Consider the following 19546-nt stretch of genomic DNA (forward strand, 5'->3'; position numbering starts at 1 on the left):
GGTACCGGCCCTAAATGCTGGTGCGGTGGAAGTTCAGGTGGCTGCGGCTGGCTGTGGGCCCGCGCTGGCCCTGGTAGCGGTTGCCGTACCCGCCATGGCCGTACGGGTACTCAGCGGAGGACGTCAGCCGGAAAAAGCACAGCTGGCCGATCTTCATGCCCGGCCACAGTTTGATGGGCAGCGTGGCCATGTTGGACAGCTCCAGGGTCACGTGGCCGGAGAAACCGGGGTCAATGAACCCGGCGGTGGAGTGGGTCAGGAGCCCCAGCCGCCCCAGGGAGGACTTGCCTTCCAGGCGGGCCGCGATGTCATCCGGCAACGTAACAATCTCGTAGGTTGAGCCCAGGACGAACTCGCCGGGGTGCAGGATAAAGGCTTCGTCCTGCTCCACTTCCACCAGCCGCGTCAGCTCGGGCTGCTCCTGGGCAGGGTCGATGTGCGCGTACTTGTGGTTGTCGAAAAGCCGGAAGAACTTATCGATCCGGACGTCCACGGATGACGGCTGCACCATCGCCGAATCGTACGGCTCCAGCACGATCCGTTGGGAGTCTATTTCGGCACGAATATCGCGGTCAGAGATCAGCACCGTCCCAAATTACCGTATGCCTTATCCACACCTATATTTTCCCGTTGTTGCTGTGGCCTAGTGGGGCTAATGTTGCCTCAGATGCACAGGCGCCGGATGGTCTCCCGGATGGCCCAACAGAGCTGGGGATGTTGTGAATAAATTGGTTGCGCCCTCTTTTATTGGTGTGCTCTGCGCCCTTGCGCTGGTCTCATCATCAGCGGGAACACTGTCGGTGCCGGCGCCCGCCAGCCAGTCGGCCAGCGCAGCGGCTCCGCTGGGCGTCTCACTGGAGCCTGCGGTCAACGACGGCGGTGCCTCCGCCGGCGGCGGATCCGCCGGATCCATCCTGAAACCCGCTGTGGAACCGGACATCCGCCCGGCATCACCTGCTGCTGTGACAAGCGTGGTCACCGAGCCCGCCGTCCGCCCGTCCACAGATGCCCCCGCTGCACCTGCGCCCACGCCCGCGGTTACCGGAGAACCTGCTCCGGCCGGCTCTGCAGACCCTGTCCCCTGGATCCCTCCGCTGTGGGCGCCGGACGAGGAATTGGCCTCACCCCCGGCCACCCGCCTGGCGGCCCCCGAGTCCGCAACGGCGATGCCCGCACCTGAGGGCCTGGTCCGGGACAGCAATGCCGCAGCTGTCCTCACGGTGTTCAACCGGATCAATGAATACAGGGTGGCCAACAAGCTGAACCCGGTGAAATACCATGCCACCGTTGCCGGGCTGGCGCAGGAATGGTCCGACAACATTGCCTCGCGTGAGGTGATTGAGCACCGCGCCAGTTTCTGGACGGATCCGCGCGCCATGAATCCGAACAACGGCGCCGGCGAGGTCATCGCCATCCGCACGGACCGCGATGCCGCTCAGCTGGTGGAATGGTGGAAGGGTTCCCCGGGCCACAACGCCATGCTGCTCGACCCGCGTTTCAATGTCATGGGCGCCGGGATCTCGTACACGGACAGCACGTACAAGATCTGGGGCGTGGTCAACTTCTTCGGCTACACAACACTTCCGGCAGGCACCACCGATTCCCCCGGCGGCGCAGGCTCAGGCAACGCCTTCCCGCCGCCGGTTGCCAGCATGTGCGATGCCCCCGTCAGGCACATGCCGCCCACGCTTGACCTGTCCGCCGCCGCGATCAAGGGCCCGGCAGACCTGGTAACCGTGGATTCCGCCGGCCAACTCCTCAACCGGCCCTCGCTGGGCGCGCGCTCCTACGCTCCGGCCAAGGTGATCGGCTCCGGGTTCACCGGCGCCAAGGAGGTCTTCGTGACGGACTGGGACCGTGACGGCGCGTATGACCTGCTGACGCAATGGACCAACGGGAACCTCACGCTCCACCGGGGCATCGCCACCGGTGGATTCCAGGCTCCTGTCACGCTCGGAGCGGGGGGATGGCAGTCCCTGACCTTGGCGGTGGGTGGCTGGTGCGCCAACAACCGGATGCCCCAGATCCTCGCCCTGGATACTGCCGGCGGCCTTTACCTGTACCCCAACAAGGGCACAGGTGACCTTTCCGGACGCACGCTTATTGCCAGCGGCATCACGGCCAGCCGGCTCTCCATGGTTGATTACGACGCCGACGGCTTCCAGGACATCCTGGCAGTGCGGTCCGATGGTGCTGTGCAGCTCTATCGGGGCTGGGGAACCATCGCCCTGCGGGCGGAAGCGAGGCCGACTGTCGCCACGGGGTGGCAGGACGTCACGGGCGTCAAGGCGCTGCGGGACGTCACCGGGCTGAACTCGACGGGACTGGCGCTCCGCCGGGCGTCGGACGTGGTGCAGTACTGGGACCTGACCGGTGGAACCCTTGCCACGCCGTCGAACATCGCCGGGCCGTGGTCCGGACAGCGGCTGGCACAGTAGGCCAACCCGGGCGGCGGCTGCGCAACAAGCTGCGGCCGGCCGCCTACTGGGCGGCGGGCTGAAGTTCCAGGACGTCCTTGAGCCGGTCCAGCTGGGCAACCTCGGAGCAGACACTTCGCTGGACCATCCGGTTCAGGAGGCCGAGCCGGTCGAGGAAGCCGAATGAGCCCTCCGGCAATGCTTCCAGCGCGAACCTGACGCGGGTTCCCGAGCTCTCGGTGCTGAGGTAGTAACCGCCCGTGCGGTTGGCGGGGCCGGAGGTGACCTGGAACTCTATCTCCGCCCCTGGCCTTGCCTGCGTGATTTCCAGGTCGGCCGGAATGCTCAGTCCGGACCGCCCTGCCACCATCTGCCGGTACACGGTGCCCTTGGTCCCGGCCGGGCCCTGGAGCAGCTTGACGCTGCGGATACCGTCGCGCCAGAGCGGAAGATTGGTGGCGTCGAGCAGGTACAGGTACACAGCCATGGCGTCACGCCGGATGAGGACCTCGTGCTCTGCGAATGCCATGAAATTCTTCCTGTGGTTGACGTCGGCCTGCCGCAATAGCCGCCTCCCCCTGACGCCCGCAGCTATCCGGTTCAGGTTAGCCAGCTCATTGTGTCCCCACCTAGCCAGGCAGGGGGACGTTATTGAAGAGTTACTGGATGACGCCGCGGGTAACGGGACACGGCGGCGCGGCTTTCGGGTTGGGCGGCACGCCGCCGCAACTGCGCTAAGCTAAGTTCTGCCCCGCGCGAGTGGGGGCGATGCGGCTGTAGCTCAATGGTAGAGCGCTAGCTTCCCAAGCTTGATACGCGGGTTCGATTCCCGTCAGCCGCTCCACTCTTGCCCTTGGCGGCACCTGCAGCCCCGGAGCCCCGTTAGGCACCCAGGTGTATCGTCAGTAGTCAGGAACCTTTTCGGTTCCGCTACAGGAGCAATCATGGCTGACAAGTCCCCGCGTCAAACGGCATCAAAAAAGTCCGGCAAGTCCATCAAGGAAAAACGCGCAGATAAGAAGGCCGCCTCCGCACCGGCCAGTTCCCTGGACATCACGTCCGGCAAGGCTCCCAAAAAGAAGTGACCGGCCACCAGAGCCAACTGAGCCTGGGAGTCCTGGCATCAACAAGAAAACCGGACGAACTCCGCCTCCCCATTCATCCCCTGCATTTTGAACGCATTGCCCCGGCCCTGCGGCGGCGCATCATCCTGGAGCACGGCTACGGCGAGCGCTTCGGCGTTTCAGACCAGCACCTCGCGACCCTTGTGGGCACGATCGCCAGCAGGGAAGAGCTGCTGGCGGAAGCGGACATCGTGCTTCTGCCCAAGCCGCAGCCAGAGGATCTCGCCGAACTGCGTGACGGGCAGGTTCTGTGGGGCTGGCCGCACTGCGTCCAGGACCGCGCCATCACGCAGCTGGCCATCGACAAGAAGCTCACGCTGATTGCCTTCGAGGCAATGAACCACTGGGCCAGCGACGGCGGTTTCGGCCTGCACGTGTTCCACAAGAACAACGAACTGGCCGGGTACTGCTCGGTGCTGCATGCGCTCTCCCTGACGGGTTCAACGGGAGATTACGGGCGGCGCCTGAGTGCCGTGGTGATCGGCTTTGGAGCCACCGCCCGTGGCGCCGTCACTGCGCTGAATGCGCATGGGATCCACGATGTGCAGGTGCTGACCAACCGGGGAGTCGCCGCCGTTGGCGCCCCCATCCACTCCGTGAACATCGTGCAGTTCGACCACGACGACGAGGCGCCCTTCCTGAGCCAGGTCATCACCGAACGGGGCAGGGTTCCGCTCGCCCCGTTCCTCGCCGAAAGCGACATCGTGGTCAACTGCACCCTGCAGGACCCGAACAATCCGCTGACGTATCTGCAGACCGAGGACCTGGACGCCTTCGCCCCGGGCAGCCTCATCATCGACGTGTCCTGTGACCCCGGCATGGGCTTCAGCTGGGCGCGTTCCACCACCTTTGCCGAGCCGATGGTGGCCATCGGGGACCACATCAGCTACTACGCGGTGGACCACAGCCCGTCGTATTTGTGGAATTCCTCGAGTTGGGAAATCAGCCAGGCCCTGCAGCCGTTCCTGGAAACGGTCATGGGCGGGCCCGATGCCTGGGCGGGAAGCGACACCATAACCCGTGCCCTTGAAATCCGCGACGGCGTGGTGCGCAACCAGGACGTGCTGGAGTTCCAGCAGCGCGATGAGGCGTACCCGCACCGTGTGCGGCAGGTGCAACCGGCTTTGTAAAGCGCACCTTTGTTCAGCGATGCCGGCACGCAGGAAACGTGCCGGCATCCGCATTCTCAGGGAGCCGCGGCCGCTTTCACGATGCGCACGGGGTGGCTCCGGTCCTTGAAGTCCACCTGCAGCTTGAGCGAACCCTTGCGCGCCAGGACGACGGCGACGGTCAGGGCCGCGAGCACCGGCACCCCGCCGGAAACCAGGAGGGCCACGTGCGGATCCGCATGTTCGGCGATCCAGCCGAGCATGGGTCCGCCGAGGGCCTGGCCGCCGATCAGCACCATGATGTAGAGGCTCATCACGCGGCCCCGGATACCCATATTGGAGCTGACCTGGACCAGTTGGTTGGAACCCGTGAGGAACATCAGGCACCAGAATCCGGACAGGACCATCGCAGCGCCGAACCAGGCCATCGAGGGCGCCCAGGCGGCGAGGCACAGCATGGCCCCGTACATTCCTGCGCAGAACACGACTGACCGGAGCCGGAGTTGCCGGCGGCGGGTCGAAGCCACGGCCCCCGCCAACGCGCCCAGCGCCACCAGTGCATTGAGCAGGCCATAACCGCCGGCACCCACCCTGTACACGTGGTCCGCGAAAGCGGCAAGCACCACCGGAAGGCTCATGGCGAACACTGCAATGAAACCGGCCATGAGCCAGGGCCAGTAGATGGTGGGCTTGCTCAGGGCATAACGGAGACCCTCGCGCAGCATCCCCTTGCTCTTGGGGGCCGGCGGGCTCACGAAGAGCTGGTCCTTCCGGAGGACCAGCAGCATGGCCACCGTTGAGCAGCAGGCCACGGCGTTGGCGGCAAAAGCCCAGCCGGCACCCACTGCTGTCAGCAGCAGCCCGGCCAGGGCAGGGCCGATCAAGCCACCCAGCTGGAAGGTGGTGGAGTTGACGCTGATGGCGTTGCGCAGGTAGGTGGGCCCCACCAGTTCGTTGACGAACACCTGCCGCGCAGGCTGGTCGAGGACCGTGACCAGGCCCAGCACCAGTGCGATCACATAGACGTGCCATACCTGGACGGTTCCGGTGAGCGCGAGGGCTGCGAGCGCTGCAGCCAGGACCGCGGCAAGGCTCTGGCAGAGGATCAGGATCTTCCGCTTGGCGAAACGGTCGGCCACCATCCCGCCCCACGGCCCCAGCAGGAGCGAGGGCAGGAACTGCAGCGCCACGGTGATTCCCACGGCAGTCACGGAACCGGAGAGCTGCAGCACCATCCAGTCCTGGGCGATCCGCTGCATCCAGATCGCGATGACGGCGATGAAATGCCCTGCCGCGAAAATCCGGAAGTTGGGGACTCTCAGGGAGATGAAGGTGTGCCGCCAGGGAAGGCGTTCCGAGGCAACCGGCAGCGGCTGGGTCTGGTTGTCCGGCGGAGCGGTGCCCGCGGAATCGATGACGGGCTGGGTGACGCTTGCCGATGACGGCGGTGGGGGTGCCACAGTGGTGTCCTCAAAATTGCGGGCGGTCCGGGATGCCCTTAACGCTAGGCTGGGCCCAACGGATTATGGAGGCCTATTCTCCCTATAACTCGTATTGCGAAGCACAATGAGAGATCCGGCAGTGCCGGCCGAAGGAGCCCGACGTGTTCGAACCAGCCCAGTTGCGTTCTTTCCTGGCCGTTGCCGAAACGCTCAGTTTCACGAAGGCCGCCGAGCGGCTGGGCCTGGCCCAGCCCACCATCAGCCAGCACATCCGGAAGCTGGAGACGGCAGCCAAGCGCGTGCTGATCACCAGGGATACCCGTGACGTCCGGCTCACTGACAACGGGGATGCGATGGCCGGTTTTGCCCGGAACATTCTGTCCGCGCATGACGCTGCGGCACGCTATTTTTCCGGTTCGGCCATGCGTGGGCGGCTCCGGTTCGGCACCGCGGATGATCTTGCCATAACCGGGCTGCCCCGGATCCTGCGGGAGTTCCGGCAGATCTATCCCCAGATCAACCTGGAACTCACGGTGGGGCAAAGCGACCAGCTGTACCGCAAGCTGAATGCCGGCCAGCTGGATCTGGTGTTCGTGAAATGGGTGGCAGGCGCCAAGGACGGCACGGTGGTACAGCACGATTCCTTTTCCTGGGTGGGACTTGAACAGACCACGCTGGAACCGGGTCATCCAGTCCCGCTCATCGCCTACCCCTCCCCCAGCCTGAGCAGGAAACTTGCCATCGACGCCCTCGAAGCGCATGGCAGGACCTGGCGCATCACGTGCACCACCCGCCAGATCAGCGGGGTGCTGGCCGCCGTCCGCGCGGGAATCGGAGTGGCCGTCATGCCGTCGTCGCTGGTTCCCGAGGACCTGAAAATCATCACCCGCCGGTTCAACCTTCCGGCCGTCGGGGACGTGGACTTCACGCTGATCCGCAACCCGCTGGCCAACGCGGAGGTGATCGAAGCCCTGACGCAGTCGATCGTGGGCCGGACCATCAACCGCCAGGGCTAACAGGCGGCCTTAGCACACGAGACAACCCGTTCTCCATTGATGTCGGAACGTTGCATAATCTATGCTGGTTTTCCAGGTCAAGCAGCTGGCCGGTTCAGCAACACGAGCGCGCCTGAATCACAGTGAACGCGCCCGGGACAGGCAGCCAATGACGACAGCCAGGAACACCCATTTCAGTGCGGCCCATGCACGTCCGCACACCACCGCGCGGCCTTCCACACGCCAATCCACCCTGGGCGCCGGAATAGCAACCACGGATTCCGGTTATGTGGGTAAGCCAACCTGCGACAAGTGCCGCACCGACGAGTTCATCTACCTCGAGTCCTACATCCCGCCCACCTACCGCCGTGATGGGTCTGTGGCCACGCTCGGCGAAGTCGCCTATACCTGCACGCGTTGCGAGGATTTCTCAGCCCACAGCGTCCCGGTGACGTGGTCACCTCCGGGGTGGTACCTGGGCTAATTTTCCCAAGGTCTCCTGCCGCGCAGCCGGCGCGGACACATGACATCAAGAAGGCCGGGCGGCCACCCCCTAAGGGTGGCCGCCCGGCCTTCTGCTTGCCCTAGGGCATCATCCCCGGACCTGGATCAAAGCGTCCGAGAGGTGGTTCGGTGTGCCGAAGCGGTGGGCAGTGATGCTGACGGCCTGCTCGTGCAGGAACGGCAGGAGTTCAACGCGGCCTGCCTCGGTGACGGGGTGGGCGTAGACCGCAAGGTCAGGACGGCCGCCCGTTGCTTCGGCGAGTGCCGTGGCGTCGCCGCCGATAAGGCGGACGCGGGCACCGGACAGCCTGCCCGCCTTGGCGAGCCGGCCCGCGGAAGCCAGCCAGCCGGCGTCGGACTCCACCGTCACGTCGATATCCATCGCGGTGAGCACGGGGCGCAGCTGGGCGGGAAGCTCGACGGCGGTGGACACCGTCAGCTCCGAGCCCGCCAGAACGCCGGCTGCTACGGTCCGGACAAGGTCCGCCAGCGGCGCACCTTCGGACAGGCGGATGGTCACCGGAAGGCTGCGGTAGCGGAAGATGTTGCGTTCCGCGCTCAAGCCGGACACGTCCTTGGCGGTGCCGAACTCCTCCGCCCAGGCCTCGGCGTCGGAGGCCAGGGCGCGCTGGACGGATTCCAGCTCAGCAGGCTCCAGGGCGGCGCCGGCGGCGTTGATGATCCGGCGGACACCGGGGTGGGTGACGGCAGCCGTTGCCGTGCTGCGCGAGGAGACCCAGTCACCCAGGCCGGACAGGTAGTTGGGCCCGCCTGCCTTGGTGCCGGCGCCGACCGCCGACTTCTTCCAGCCGCCGAAGGGCTGCCGCTGCACGATGGCACCGGTGATGCCGCGGTTGACGTAGAGGTTGCCGGCCTGGATGGAGTCCAGCCAGATACCCAGCTCCTCCGGGTTCAGGGAGTGCAGGCCCGCAGTCAGGCCGTACTCGATCTGGTTCTGGATGGCGATGGCTTCCTCGAGGGTGTCGGCCGTCATCACGCCGAGCACCGGGCCGAAGAATTCGGTCAGGTGGAAGTAGGAACCGCGCTTGACGCCGTAGCGCACGCCCGGGCTCCAGAGCTTTCCGGTGTTGTCCAGCTTCTTGGGTTCAACGGCCCAGTTTTCGCCGTCGCCCAGGGTGGTGAGGGCGTTCAGGAGCTTGCCGTTGGCAGGCTCGATGATGGGCCCCATCTGGCTCGTGGGATCCTCCGGGTAGCCCACCTTCAGGGAGGTGACGGCGTCGATCAGCTGGTTGTGGAACCGCTTGGACTTGGCCACGGAGCCCACCAGGATCACCAGTGAGGCGGCGGAGCACTTCTGGCCGGCGTGGCCGAACGCGGAGTAGGCCACGTCCTTGGCTGCCAGGTCCAGGTCTGCACTGGGGGTGACGATGATGGCGTTCTTGCCACTGGTCTCGGCCAGCAGCGGCAGGTCCTGCCGGAAGGACCGGAACAGTTCGGCCGTTTCATAGCCGCCGGTAAGGATCACGCGGTCCACGGCCGGGTGCGAGATCAGCTGCTTGCCGAGTTCCCGTTCGCCGAGCTGGACCATGGTGAGGACGTCCTTTGGAACGCCTGCTTCCCAGAGGGCTTCGATCATTACGGCGCCGCTGCGGGCGGCCTGCTTGGCAGGCTTGATCACGACGGCGGAGCCGGCGGCGAGTGCCGCGAGGGTGGAGCCGGCCGGAATGGCGACCGGGAAGTTCCATGGCGGCGTCACTACGGTGAGCTTCGCGGGAACGAACGTGGCGCCGTCGACCTTTTCCAGCTTGCGGGCCGACTCGGCGTAGTAGTGGGCAAAGTCCACTGCCTCGCTGACCTCGGGGTCACCCTGGTCGATGGTCTTGCCGGTCTCGCTGGCCATGACCTCGAGCAGGTCCGCCCGGCGGGCCTCCAGGACGTCGCCGGCACGGTGCAGGATCTCGGCCCGCTCGTCGCCGGAAAGCTGGCCCCAGGCCTTGCCCTTGTCCAGGGCGGTCTGGATGACGGTGTTGAGTGTGGCCTCGTCCTTGATGGATGCTGCCGCCACCGATGCGTTGCCGAGGGTGGAGGACGGGACGCGCTCCAGGATGGCCCGGCCCCAGTTGCGGTTGGCCGGCAGGGACGGATCCGTGTCGGGGGTGTTGTCGAAGCCCCCGTGCGGCATCGGGGCCGGGGGCAGGCTGCGGTCCTGGCGGCGGTTCGGCAGGGGAACGCTGTTGTCCAGGGCCTCCAGCGAGGAGAGGAAGCGCTGCTTTTCACGTTCGAAGAGGGCTTCGTTTTCGCTGAGTTCGAACACGGCGGACATGAAGTTGTCCTGGCTGGCGCCCTCTTCGAGGCGGCGGATCAGGTAGGCGATGGCGACGTCGAACTCGGACGGGTGCACCACGGGTGTGTAGAGCAGCAGCGAGCCGACGTCCTTCTTGACCGCTTCAGCCTGGCCCTGGGCCATGCCCAGCAGCATTTCGAATTCGATGCCGGATTCCACGCCGCGCTGCTTGGCCAGGAGCCAGGCGAAGGCGATGTCGAACAGGTTGTGGCCGGCGACGCCGATCCGGATGTTCTTGATGCGCTCCGGGTGCAGGGAGTAGTTGATGACGCTCTTGTAGCTGGTGTCGGAGTCCTGCTTGGTGCCCCAGGTGGCCAGCGGCCAGTCGTGGAGGGAGGACTCCACCTGCTCCATGGGCAGGTTGGCGCCCTTGACCACGCGCACCTTGATGCCGGCACCCCCGTTGGCGCGGCGTTCGGCAGCCCAGTCCTGCAGGCGGATCATGGCGGAGAGTGCATCCGGGAGGTAAGCCTGGAGCACGATGCCGGCCTCGAGGTTCTTGAACTCCGGCTTGTCCAGGATCCGGGTGAAGACCGCGATGGTCATGTCCAGGTCCTTGTACTCCTCCATGTCCAGGTTGATGAACTTGGCCTTCCCGCCATCGCGGGCAAAGGAGGCGGCGCGCTGGAACAGCGGGGTGAGCTTCTCGACGACGTGTTCCACTGCTTCGTCGAAGGCCCAGGCGGAGTGCGGTGCCACGGTGGAGGAGACCTTGATGGAGACGTAGTCGACGTCGGGGCGTGCCAGCAGGGTGTGCGTTCCTTCGAGCCGGCGGGAGGCTTCGTGCTCGCCAAGGACGGCCTCGCCCAGGAGGTTGACGTTGAGCTTGACGCCGTCCTTGCGGATCTTGGCGATGGCCGGGCCCAGCTTGGCGTCGGTGGCGTCCACGATCAGGTGGCCCACCATTTCGCGGAGGACCTTGCGGGCGACGGGGATGACAACCTGCGGCAGGACCGGTGCCATGGTGCCACCCAGCTGCACCGCGCTGCGCATGTACCAGGGCAGGAACGCGGGAACCTTGGGGGCCAGGGCGGCGAGGTTGCGGGCGGCGACGTTCAGGTCTTCGGGACGGACCACGCCGTCCACGAACCCGACCGTGAATTCCAGGCCGTTGGGGTCCTTCAGGACGCCGGCCAGCTGCTCGGCGGAGGCGTCGACGGGAACCTTCGCAGCCTCGGTCAGCCAGCGGCGGACCAGGGCGACGGCGTCATTGGCCAGTGCTTTGGCCTGGGGCACGTCGACATCGACGGTCTGCGGCGCGATGCCGGTTGCAACTGCCGGTTCCATTGCAATGTGGGTCATGGCTTTTCTCGTTCTTTCCTGGGGATTCAAGGAGGTCTTAGAACCAGTATGAGCTTGCTGTCACATAAGATAAAGCGATGTTTTCTAAGCAATACAGGTTAGAAAACATGAAGCTTTTGGAGCCTCTTGAAGGGCGTCCCCATCCGCCCGCAACACGCCTGATGCGCTCTATCCCTGTTCGTCTTTCGAACATTTGTACGTTCAATGAACTGCGCTGTACTCTGACTGACCGTAAGCATGCCGCAGGTCACCTCACCGTGTGTCAGGGCTCTCAGCCGGCTGCGCTCCCATCTGTCCCTAATCAATGAGGATTCCATGACAACTTCCCCCTCCACCTCCCCGTCACGGTGGCCCGTGTGGCTCTGCTGGCTGGCAATGGTCCTGGACGGTTTTGACCTCGTGGTGCTTGGCACCGTCATCCCCACCCTCATCAAGACGGGCGAACTGGGCTTCGACGCCGTAGGCGCAACGTTCGTCGCCACCATTTCTCTCGTGGGTGTGGGCCTGGGAGCACTCTTCATCGCCCCGCTCTCCGACCGCTTCGGGCGCCGCAACCTGCTGATTGCATGCGTACTCTGGTTCTCGATTTTCACCCTGGCGGTGGTGTGGGCACCGAACGTCGCCGTATTTGGTGCCTTCCGGCTTCTTGCAGGGGCCGGCCTCGGGGCCTGCCTTCCGGCTGCCCTTGCCTACATGAACGACTATGCCCCGGCAGGTTCCGCCGGCAAGTCCACCACCCGCACCATGACGGGATACCACGTGGGCGCCGTGGCCACCGCCTTCCTTGCATTGATCGTTATTCCGGACTGGCGCACCATGTTCGTGGTGGGCGGCATCGCCGGCCTGGTCCTCCTCCCGTTCCTGTGGTTCAAACTTCCCGAGACCCTGCCCTCCGTCCGGACTGCAAGGACGGAGGAGCGGACCGGATTCCGGGATCTGGCCAAAAAGCCCTACCCCCTGGTCGCCGCGGCGATTGCTGCAGCCTCATTCATGGGCCTGCTGCTGGTCTATGGCCTGAATACCTGGCTTCCCCAGCTCATGGCCTCCGCCGGTTACCCCGTCAGCGCAGGGCTGTCCCTGCTCCTGGTCCTGAACCTTGGTGCCGTTGCCGGGCTCATCATCGCCGGCGTCCTGGCGGACAAGCACGGCACCAAACCCATCGTGCTGCTGTGGTTCGGCCTTTCGGCGGTGTGCCTCGCCCTCCTGAGCATCAAGGTGGACAACGCAATCCTGCTTAACGCCCTGGTCTTCGTCACGGGGGTGTTTGTCTTCAGTTCCCAGGTGCTCGTGTACGCCTGGGTCAGCCAGCTGTTCCCGGCCCGCCTTCGCGCAACGGCACTCGGATTCGCCGCAGGCGTGGGGCGTATCGGCGCCATCGCCGGACCTGCCGTGACAGGCGGGCTGGTTGCAGCAGGTATCGCCTACCCCTGGGGGTTCTACATCTTTGCTACGGCCGGCGCCCTCGCCGTGGTTGCGCTGCTGGCGGTTCCGCACTCCATGGCTGCCAGCCATGAGAACGCCGTCACCCAGTAGGCCTGCAGCCCGGAAACCAAAAAAACCCTTTCCCACAGGACTGTGGGAAAGGGTTCTTTTATTTCCGCCCAATGCGAGAGGGCGTCGCGTGAAAACTTGCGGAAGCTGAGAGAGCGTCCCGGGGCCGGTCAGCGGAGGGGGCGGTGCATCTCCACGATCTCCTCGTGCCGCGGGCTGGCGGGGTTCATCAGGGAGTTCTTCTTGCCGTAGAAGAAGTAGATCGCCAGGCCCACCACCAGCCACACCCCAAAGCGTGCCCAGGTTTCCCAGTGGAGCTGGAACATCAGGAAGGCCGATGCCAGGACGCCGAAGGCCGGAATGACAGGCATCAGCGGCAGGCGGAAGGTGCGCGGCGCGTCGGGCCTCTTGTAGCGGAACACGATCACGGAGAAACAGACCACAACGAACGCCGCCAGAATGCCGATGTTCGTCAGGTCAGCAACAGCCTTGATGGGGAAGACGCCCGCCAGCAGGGCCGAGGCGACGCCGGCGATCCAGGTGACGCGCTGCGGGGTGCCGTGGCGGTCGGTCTTGGCGAACCAGCCGGGCAGCAGGCCGTCGCGGCTCATGGAGAACCAGACGCGGGTGACGCCCAGGAGGAAGGTCAGCATCACGGTAAGGATGGACAGGACGGCGAACACGGAGATGATCGTGGCGATCACCGGCAGGCCCACACCCGTGAAGGCCGAGGCGAAACCGGCCGTGGGGTCGATGTCCTTGTAGTTCTGCATGCCGGTCAGCACCAGCGTGGCGGCTACATAAAGCAGCATGGCAATGATCAGCGACAGGATGATGGCCTTGGGCATGTGCTTCTTGCCGTCCTTAGCCTCTTCGGCGGCGGTGCTCATGGCGTCGTAGCCGAAGACGGCGAAGAAGACGGTGGCTGCGCCGGCCAGGACGGGGCCGAAGCCGCTGGGCATGAACGGGTTGTAGTTGTTGGTGTCGATGTAGAAGACGCCCAGTCCGATGATGAAAAGGATCAGGAGGACCTTGATGGCCACGGCCACGAGCTCGAACCGGCCAAACGCCTTGGTACCGCGGGAAAGGATCCAGGTCACCAGGAGGCACACCACGATGGCTGGGATGTTCACGATGCCGCCCCGGCCCTCGTCGGCGGTGGAGGTCATCCAGAGGGGCATGTTGATGCCGATGCCGGAGAGGAAGGCGTCGAAGTAGCCGGAGATGCCGATGGCCACCACGGCCACGATGGCGATGTATTCCAGCAGGAGGTCCCAGCCGATGAACCAGCCGATAATTTCGCCCAGGGCCACGTAGCCGTAGGTGTAGGCGGAACCGGCGCGCGGGATCATTCCCGCGAACTCCGCGTAGGACAGTGCAGCTGCTGCGGACGCAAGCCCGGCAACAAGGAACGAGATCAGCACAGCCGGCCCCACTCCGGGTGCGCTTTCACTTCCGGCGGCCACCAGCCCCGCGAGGGAGAAGATGCCGACGCCGATGATGCCGCCTACGCCAATGGCGGTCAGCTGCCACAGCCCGAGTGACTTGAAGAGGCCACTGTGTTTGTTCTCTTCCTCAATGTCGTCGATGGGCTTGCGCCGCATGACCGACTGGCTCATATCTCTAGTACTCATCAGGAACTCCTGCTTGGGGTGCGACCCCGCCGCGGCACGCCGAAAATCGGCTGTGACGGGGGTAACTCGGTCCCAACAGTATGCAAGCATGCTTGCATTAGATAAAGTGACTACTTCTAACCTATATTCGTTAGTTTCGGTAAGGAATTCCTCATGCTTGATGTCCGCAGGCTTCGGCTGCTCCGGGAATTAAGCATCCGCGGGACCCTTGCGGAGGTGGCGGACGCACTGCAGTACAGCCCGTCGTCGGTATCGCAGCAGCTTGCCCTCCTGGAAAAGGAGGTGGGTGTGGAGCTGCTCCGGAAAACCGGCCGGCGGGTGCAGCTGACGCCGCAGGCTGAAGTCCTGGTGGCCCACACGGAGCAGCTGCTCCAGACGATGGAGCAGGCCGAGGCGGACCTGGCGGCGTCACTGACCACCGTCACCGGAACCGTGCGGATCGCCGTGTTCCAGTCGGCAGCCCTGGCGCTGATGCCGGACACCCTCACACGGATGTCCACTACCTACCCCGAGGTCCGGATCGAGATGATTCAGCGCGAGCCCGAAACGGCGCTTCACGAGACGTGGGCACGGGACTTCGACCTGGTGATCGCCGAGCAGTACCCGGGACACGCCGCGCCGCGTTATCCGGAGCTGGACCGCGTACGCCTGACCAAGGATGCCATCCGGCTGGCAGTTCCCCCGGCGTCCGACGGCGGCCCGGCCATCCGTGGGCTGGCCGACACCGCGGAACTGGCCTGGGTCATGGAGCCGCGGGGTGCTGCGTCGCGCCACTGGGCGGAGCAGGCGTGCCGCAGTGCCGGTTTCGAACCGGACGTCCGCTTCGAAACCGCGGACCTGCAGGCCCAGATCCGGCTGATTGAGTCCGGCAACGCGGTGGCCCTGATGCCGGACCTGGTGTGGACCGGGCGCGGCACCTCTGCCCAGCTGCTGGAGCTTCCGGGCAAGCCGCACCGCACGGTTTTCACCTCGGTGCGCCGTTCAAGCGCGCAGCGGCCTGCCATCCTCGCAGCCCGCGAAACCCTGGCAGCGGCCGCGGCGGCCGTGGCGCGGGACGACGCCGCGTAACCACCCGCCGTCGTACGTTGTCTCCGGCGGGTCCTGCCAAGTGTTCCCTGCGTCACTGCGGGGAAGCGGGGCCGGCGCTAGACTTGTGCCGTTATGAATCGAACAATGTTCAAGTCCAAAATCCACCGGGCCACCGTCACGCACGCCGACCTGCACTATGTAGGTTCGGTCACCGTTGACCTGGACCTGCTGGATGCTGCCGACATCCTTCCCGGTGAGCTCGTGTCCATTGTGGACGTCACCAACGGCGCCCGCCTGGAGACGTACACCATCGCGGGCGAGCGCGGCTCCGGCGTCATCGGCATCAACGGTGCAGCGGCGCACCTTATGCATGAGAACGACATTGTCATCCTGATTACCTACGCACAGATGACCTCCGAGGAAGCCAAGGCGTACGAGCCCCGGGTGGTCCACGTGGACGAGAACAACAAGGTCATCCAGCTGGGCAACGACCCCGCGGAGGGGCTCACCCCCGGGATGATGCGTCCGCCGTTCGCCCTTAACAACGCCGCACTCTAACCCGGAGCGTGAGCCCCGGTAGACAACTCCGCCGCGCCCGGCAGGTTGCCCCGTGCTAGGAGTGCTGGCGGGCTTCTTTGTGGTGTGGTGCATCATCCTGGTGGGCTGGTTTGTGGGCCGGCGGAAAATCCTCGGAGACAACGCCCGCCAGGTCCTTAGCTCCCTCACTTTCTTCGTTGCCAGCCCGGCGCTGCTCTTCGAAACGCTGAGCAAGGCCCGCCTGCAGGAAGTCTTCGCGGAACCACTGCTGGTGACGGCGGTGGCCGCCATGGCCACCGCCGTCATCTTTTTTACCCTCGCCAAGTTCTGGCTGAAACGCTCACTGCCCGAATCCCTGATGTCCTCCATGGCGGCGTCGCTGGCCAACTCGGCGAACCTCGGCATCCCCATCGCCGTCTACGTCCTGGGCGATGCCAGCTATGTGGCCCCGCTGCTGATTTTCCAGCTCGCCTTCTTCACCCCGCTGTTCCTGATGATCCTGGATTCGAGCACAAGCTCGCACCGCACCACTCCCCTCAGTTTTATCGTGATGATCCTGCGGAACCCCATGATCGTGGGTTCGGCGCTGGGCCTGGTGGTTGCCGGGACCGGCTTCCAGGTTCCGGCGCTGGTCATGGAACCCATCCACCTGATCGGCGGGGCCGCGATCCCCGCGATGCTGATCGCGTTCGGGATGAGCCTTAACGGCAGCCGGCCACTGCAGGCCGCGGCGGCCCGGCGCGTGGACACCCTGCTCGCGAGCGGCTTCAAGCTGGCCGTCCAGCCGGCACTGGCGTACCTTTTCGCCCGGTTTGCCCTGGGGATGGACGGCCATGCCCTGTTCGCGGTGGTGGTGACCTCGGCGCTGCCAACCGCGCAGAACGTCTTCGTGGCCGCCAGCCGTTACAAGACCGGACTTACAGTGGCAAAGGACACCGTCCTGATTACCACCATCGTGGCTGTGCCTGCGATGATCGGCGTCGCGCTGCTGCTCACGTAGGAACGCACCGACTGCACAACCAGACCGAGAGAGCAATTGGAGAACCATGCACACCATCCTTGACACTGTGGTGATCGGCGGCGGGGCCATGGGCTCGGCTGCCGCGTGGGCGCTCTCGCGCCGGGGCCGCCACGTGACGCTGGTGGATCAGTTCGGCCCGGGGCACCGGATCGGCGCTTCGCACGGCACCACCCGGAACCTGAACCCCGGCTACCACCGCCCGGAGTACGTGGCCATGCTGGCCGAAGGGCTGGCCCTGTGGGACGAACTGGAGCAGGACAGCGGCGAGAAGCTGCTCACCCGCACTGGCATTGTGAACCACGGCCCCGAGCCGATGCTTCCCGACGTCGCTGCCGCGCTGACTCGGGCCGGCATCCGCGCGGAGTTCCTTCGCCCGGCCGAGGCGGCGGAGCGGTGGGGCGGCATCCGGTTCGACCAGCAGGTGCTGCACATGCCCGACGGCGGCCAGCTCAATCCGGAGGCTGCGCTGCCCGCCTTCCAGCGGCTTGCCGTCGCCCGCGGCGCCGATATCAGGCACCACACCAAGGTGGTGGACTTCGAGGTGATGGACGACGGCGTCCGGCTGGGTTTCGAGACCGCAGCGGGCACCGAGGTGGTCACCGCGGCCCAGGTGGTGGTGACGGCGGGCGGCTGGACCGAAAAGCTTTTGGGTGCCGCTGGCAATGGGAAGCTGCGGGTCCCGAAGCTCACCGTCACGCAGGAACAGCCCGCGCACTTCCGGATCACCGACGGGCAGGCCGTGTGGCCCGGGTTCAACCACTACCCCGGTACCGGCGGGGACTACCAGGGCTGGTACTCCCCGGTGTACGGAATGCATACCCCGGGCGAAGGGATCAAGGCCGGGTGGCACGGCGTGGGGCCCGTGGTGGACCCGGACCGGCGGTCCTTCCAGCCCGAACCCAGGCAGCTCGCTGCGCTGCAGGACTATGCCCGGACCTGGCTGCCGGGAGTGGATGCCGATTCCTTCGAGGCGATCAGCTGCACCTACACCACTACCCCGGACGAGGACTTCATCCTGGACCGGATCGGACCAGTGGTGATCGGCGCCGGTTTCTCCGGGCACGGCTTCAAGTTCACGCCGGTGGTGGGCCGGATCCTTGCCGACCTTGCCACCGGCACCCGCCCGGCGCCGGAGATCTTCCGCGCCTCCCGGTAAGCACTGCCGCTATTGGGTGCTGTCCTCCGCATCGGCGAGGACCTGGTCCGGCCCCTTCCCTCCGCTGGTGCCGGCGCGGACAGCGGGCATGGCCAGGACCGCGGCGACGGTGACCAGACCGGCCACCAGCGCGGCCAGGAAGACGGCACCGGAAGCGGCCACCACCGCCTGCCCGCTGCTGTCCCCGCCCGGGGTTCCCGCGTAGATTGCGTTGGCCACGGCGCCGAACACCGCCACGCCCAGGGCGCTGCCGATGGACCGGGCGAACATGTTGGTGCTGGTGACCACGCCGCGCTCATTCCAGGGAACGCTGGACTGGGCGGCGATCAGGGTGGGGGTGGCCACCAGCCCCAGCCCGAGTCCCACCACGAAGCAGCTGCCGGCCACGGACGCCACGTTGGGTACGGCTGCCGTCAGGGCCAGGACCAGGAGTCCCGCCACCGTCACGGAAACGCCGATGAGGGCCGTGGCCTTGAAGCCGATCCGCAGGTACAGCCGGCCGGCCTGCGAGGCGCTGATCGGCCAGCCGACGGTCAGCGCGGCCAGGGCCAGCCCGGCCACCAGGGGTGAGCTGGACAATGCCCCTTCCAGGAAGGTGGGCACGAAGGAGGTCAGCCCGATCAGCACCGCCCCAACTCCGAAGGACACCATGGCGGTGGTGCCAAGAAGGCGGCGGGACACCACCCAGGACGGCAGGACGGGCTCGGCCGCCCGCCGCTCCACCAGGAGGAAGAGGGCCAGGAGCACGCCGCCCACCGCGAAGACGCCCATGCTGGCGGGTGAGTTCCACTCCCATGCCTGGCCGCCCTGGAGGGCGCCAAGGATCAGCAGTCCCAGGGAAACTGCCAGCAGCGCCGCCCCGGCGAAGTCCACCCGGTGCTTGGCCCGGTCCACGTTCTCGTGCAGGGTCCGGAGCAGCATCCATCCTGCCAGCAGGCACAGGGGGACGTTGACCAGGAAAATCCCGCGCCACAGGCCCAGGGACGCAAAGATTCCGCCGAGGCTTGGCCCCACCACGGAGGACACGGCCCACATGCTGGCGAGGTAGCCCTGCACCTTGGCGCGTTCCTCCAGGGAATAGATGTCGCCGGCGATCGTGATGGACACCGGCAGCACCGCGCCGGCGCCGAGCCCCTGCAGGGCCCGGAACGCGATCAGCGAGGGCATGCTCCAGGCGAGGCCGCACAGGACGGAGCCGAGCAGGAACAGTCCGATGCCGGCCAGGATGATGGGCTTGCGGCCGGCCATGTCGGACAGCTTGCCGTAGATGGGCACGGAGACGGCCTGGGCCAGCAGGTAGGCCGAGAAGAGCCAGGGGAATGACGAAAACCCGCCCACGTCCCGCACGATTGACGGGACGGCGGTGGCCACGATGGTGGAGTCAATTGCGACGAGCCCCGTGGCCAGCATGAGGGCGATGAGGATGGGCCCGCGTTCGGAGCGGAATCCTACGCCCTGGGATGTGGTTGTCATGGTGGGT

Annotated in this window: 16 protein-coding genes and 1 tRNA gene; 11 read left to right on the forward strand and 6 right to left on the reverse strand. The window is 65.9% G+C overall.

All coding sequences use genetic code 11. The features are described 5' to 3' along the window. Positions 1-10: 10 nt before the first annotated feature. Positions 11-586 carry a dCTP deaminase gene (gene dcd, locus B5520_RS02125; protein ID WP_079595407.1) on the reverse strand — a complete coding sequence of 192 codons (576 nt, stop codon included), beginning with the start codon at positions 584-586 and terminating at the stop codon, positions 11-13. Positions 587-719: 133 nt separating this feature from the next. On the opposite strand from dcd, the gene B5520_RS02130 reads away from it, so the two are divergent. Beyond that, positions 720-2438 carry a CAP domain-containing protein gene (locus tag B5520_RS02130; RefSeq protein WP_254865441.1) on the forward strand — a complete coding sequence of 573 codons (1719 nt, stop codon included), beginning with the start codon at positions 720-722 and terminating at the stop codon, positions 2436-2438. A gap of 43 nt (positions 2439-2481) precedes the next feature. Here B5520_RS02130 and B5520_RS02135 read toward each other — a convergent pair whose 3' ends face one another. Further along, positions 2482-2946, reverse strand: a complete 465-nt coding sequence (locus tag B5520_RS02135; protein ID WP_079595409.1) for an SRPBCC family protein — start codon at positions 2944-2946, stop codon at positions 2482-2484. 241 nt (positions 2947-3187) lie between these two features. Here B5520_RS02135 and B5520_RS02140 point away from each other — a divergent pair. The 3 genes from B5520_RS02140 to B5520_RS02145 all read left to right on the forward strand — a co-directional run bounded on the left by B5520_RS02140 (position 3188) and on the right by B5520_RS02145 (position 4671). Further along, positions 3188-3261: transfer RNA gene (locus B5520_RS02140), tRNA-Gly, on the forward strand. Positions 3262-3361: 100 nt separating this feature from the next. Continuing rightward, positions 3362-3502: a hypothetical protein gene (locus tag B5520_RS22675; protein WP_176156728.1), complete on the forward strand. Its 141-nt coding sequence runs from the start codon at positions 3362-3364 to the stop codon at positions 3500-3502. Beyond that, positions 3499-4671 carry a N(5)-(carboxyethyl)ornithine synthase gene (locus B5520_RS02145; RefSeq protein WP_079595410.1) on the forward strand — a complete coding sequence of 391 codons (1173 nt, stop codon included), beginning with the start codon at positions 3499-3501 and terminating at the stop codon, positions 4669-4671. Before B5520_RS22675 ends, B5520_RS02145 begins: the two co-directional genes overlap by 4 nt. Before the next feature lie 56 nt (positions 4672-4727). Here B5520_RS02145 and B5520_RS02150 read toward each other — a convergent pair whose 3' ends face one another. Then, positions 4728-6110: an MFS transporter gene (locus B5520_RS02150; protein ID WP_079595411.1), complete on the reverse strand. Its 1383-nt coding sequence runs from the start codon at positions 6108-6110 to the stop codon at positions 4728-4730. Positions 6111-6253: 143 nt separating this feature from the next. Between B5520_RS02150 and B5520_RS02155 the strand changes: the two genes are divergently transcribed. After that, positions 6254-7108, forward strand: a complete 855-nt coding sequence (locus tag B5520_RS02155) for a LysR family transcriptional regulator (RefSeq protein WP_079595412.1) — start codon at positions 6254-6256, stop codon at positions 7106-7108. A 148-nt stretch (positions 7109-7256) separates the two neighbouring features. Next, a complete protein-coding gene (locus B5520_RS02160; RefSeq protein ID WP_079595866.1) occupies positions 7257-7571 on the forward strand; it encodes a hypothetical protein in 315 nt (104 codons plus the stop codon). Positions 7572-7679: 108 nt separating this feature from the next. Here B5520_RS02160 and B5520_RS02165 read toward each other — a convergent pair whose 3' ends face one another. Beyond that, complete coding sequence (locus tag B5520_RS02165; protein WP_176156729.1) at positions 7680-11198, reverse strand: bifunctional proline dehydrogenase/L-glutamate gamma-semialdehyde dehydrogenase; 3519 nt, start codon at positions 11196-11198, stop codon at positions 7680-7682. A gap of 315 nt (positions 11199-11513) precedes the next feature. Between B5520_RS02165 and B5520_RS02170 the strand changes: the two genes are divergently transcribed. Continuing rightward, the gene (locus tag B5520_RS02170; protein ID WP_079595413.1) at positions 11514-12731 is read left to right on the forward strand and encodes an MFS transporter; all 1218 of its coding nucleotides are present in this window, start codon (positions 11514-11516) and stop codon (positions 12729-12731) included. 128 nt (positions 12732-12859) lie between these two features. Here B5520_RS02170 and B5520_RS02175 read toward each other — a convergent pair whose 3' ends face one another. Further along, positions 12860-14323 carry an amino acid permease gene (locus B5520_RS02175; protein WP_079595414.1) on the reverse strand — a complete coding sequence of 488 codons (1464 nt, stop codon included), beginning with the start codon at positions 14321-14323 and terminating at the stop codon, positions 12860-12862. A 153-nt stretch (positions 14324-14476) separates the two neighbouring features. On the opposite strand from B5520_RS02175, the gene B5520_RS02180 reads away from it, so the two are divergent. The 4 genes from B5520_RS02180 (at position 14477) to B5520_RS02195 (ending at position 18066) form a co-directional block, all read left to right on the forward strand. Beyond that, positions 14477-15391: a LysR substrate-binding domain-containing protein gene (locus B5520_RS02180; protein WP_079595415.1), complete on the forward strand. Its 915-nt coding sequence runs from the start codon at positions 14477-14479 to the stop codon at positions 15389-15391. Between the two features lie 93 nt (positions 15392-15484). Beyond that, positions 15485-15910, forward strand: coding sequence for an aspartate 1-decarboxylase (gene panD / locus B5520_RS02185; protein WP_176156730.1), 426 nt, complete (start codon positions 15485-15487; stop codon positions 15908-15910). Positions 15911-15962: 52 nt separating this feature from the next. Beyond that, on the forward strand, positions 15963-16889 hold the full coding sequence (locus B5520_RS02190; RefSeq protein ID WP_079595417.1) for an AEC family transporter: 927 nt from the start codon (positions 15963-15965) through the stop codon (positions 16887-16889). 46 nt (positions 16890-16935) lie between these two features. Beyond that, entirely contained in the window at positions 16936-18066 is a 1131-nt protein-coding gene (locus B5520_RS02195; protein ID WP_079595418.1) for an FAD-dependent oxidoreductase, read from the forward strand. A gap of 9 nt (positions 18067-18075) precedes the next feature. On the opposite strand, the gene B5520_RS02200 is transcribed toward B5520_RS02195, so the two are convergent. Further along, entirely contained in the window at positions 18076-19539 is a 1464-nt protein-coding gene (locus tag B5520_RS02200; protein ID WP_079595419.1) for an MFS transporter, read from the reverse strand. Positions 19540-19546: the final 7 nt, after the last annotated feature.

Origin of the sequence: Arthrobacter sp. P2b, assembly GCF_900168295.1 — a bacterium.
In the GTDB taxonomy this organism is placed as follows: Bacteria; Actinomycetota; Actinomycetes; order Actinomycetales; family Micrococcaceae; genus Arthrobacter.

Excerpts from the sequence above, each read along its gene's own strand:
- B5520_RS02135 (WP_079595409.1), bottom strand. The coding sequence starts at position 2,946 with ATGGCATTCGCAGAGCACGAGGTCCTCATCCGGCGTGACGCCATGGCT.
- B5520_RS22675 (WP_176156728.1), top strand. The coding sequence starts at position 3,362 with ATGGCTGACAAGTCCCCGCGTCAAACGGCATCAAAAAAGTCCGGCAAG.
- B5520_RS02160 (WP_079595866.1), top strand. The coding sequence starts at position 7,257 with ATGACGACAGCCAGGAACACCCATTTCAGTGCGGCCCATGCACGTCCG.
- B5520_RS02165 (WP_176156729.1), bottom strand. The coding sequence starts at position 11,198 with ATGACCCACATTGCAATGGAACCGGCAGTTGCAACCGGCATCGCGCCG.
- B5520_RS02170 (WP_079595413.1), top strand. The coding sequence starts at position 11,514 with ATGACAACTTCCCCCTCCACCTCCCCGTCACGGTGGCCCGTGTGGCTC.
- B5520_RS02175 (WP_079595414.1), bottom strand. The coding sequence starts at position 14,323 with ATGAGTACTAGAGATATGAGCCAGTCGGTCATGCGGCGCAAGCCCATC.
- B5520_RS02180 (WP_079595415.1), top strand. The coding sequence starts at position 14,477 with ATGCTTGATGTCCGCAGGCTTCGGCTGCTCCGGGAATTAAGCATCCGC.
- panD (WP_176156730.1), top strand. The coding sequence starts at position 15,485 with ATGAATCGAACAATGTTCAAGTCCAAAATCCACCGGGCCACCGTCACG.
- B5520_RS02195 (WP_079595418.1), top strand. The coding sequence starts at position 16,936 with ATGCACACCATCCTTGACACTGTGGTGATCGGCGGCGGGGCCATGGGC.
- B5520_RS02200 (WP_079595419.1), bottom strand. The coding sequence starts at position 19,539 with ATGACAACCACATCCCAGGGCGTAGGATTCCGCTCCGAACGCGGGCCC.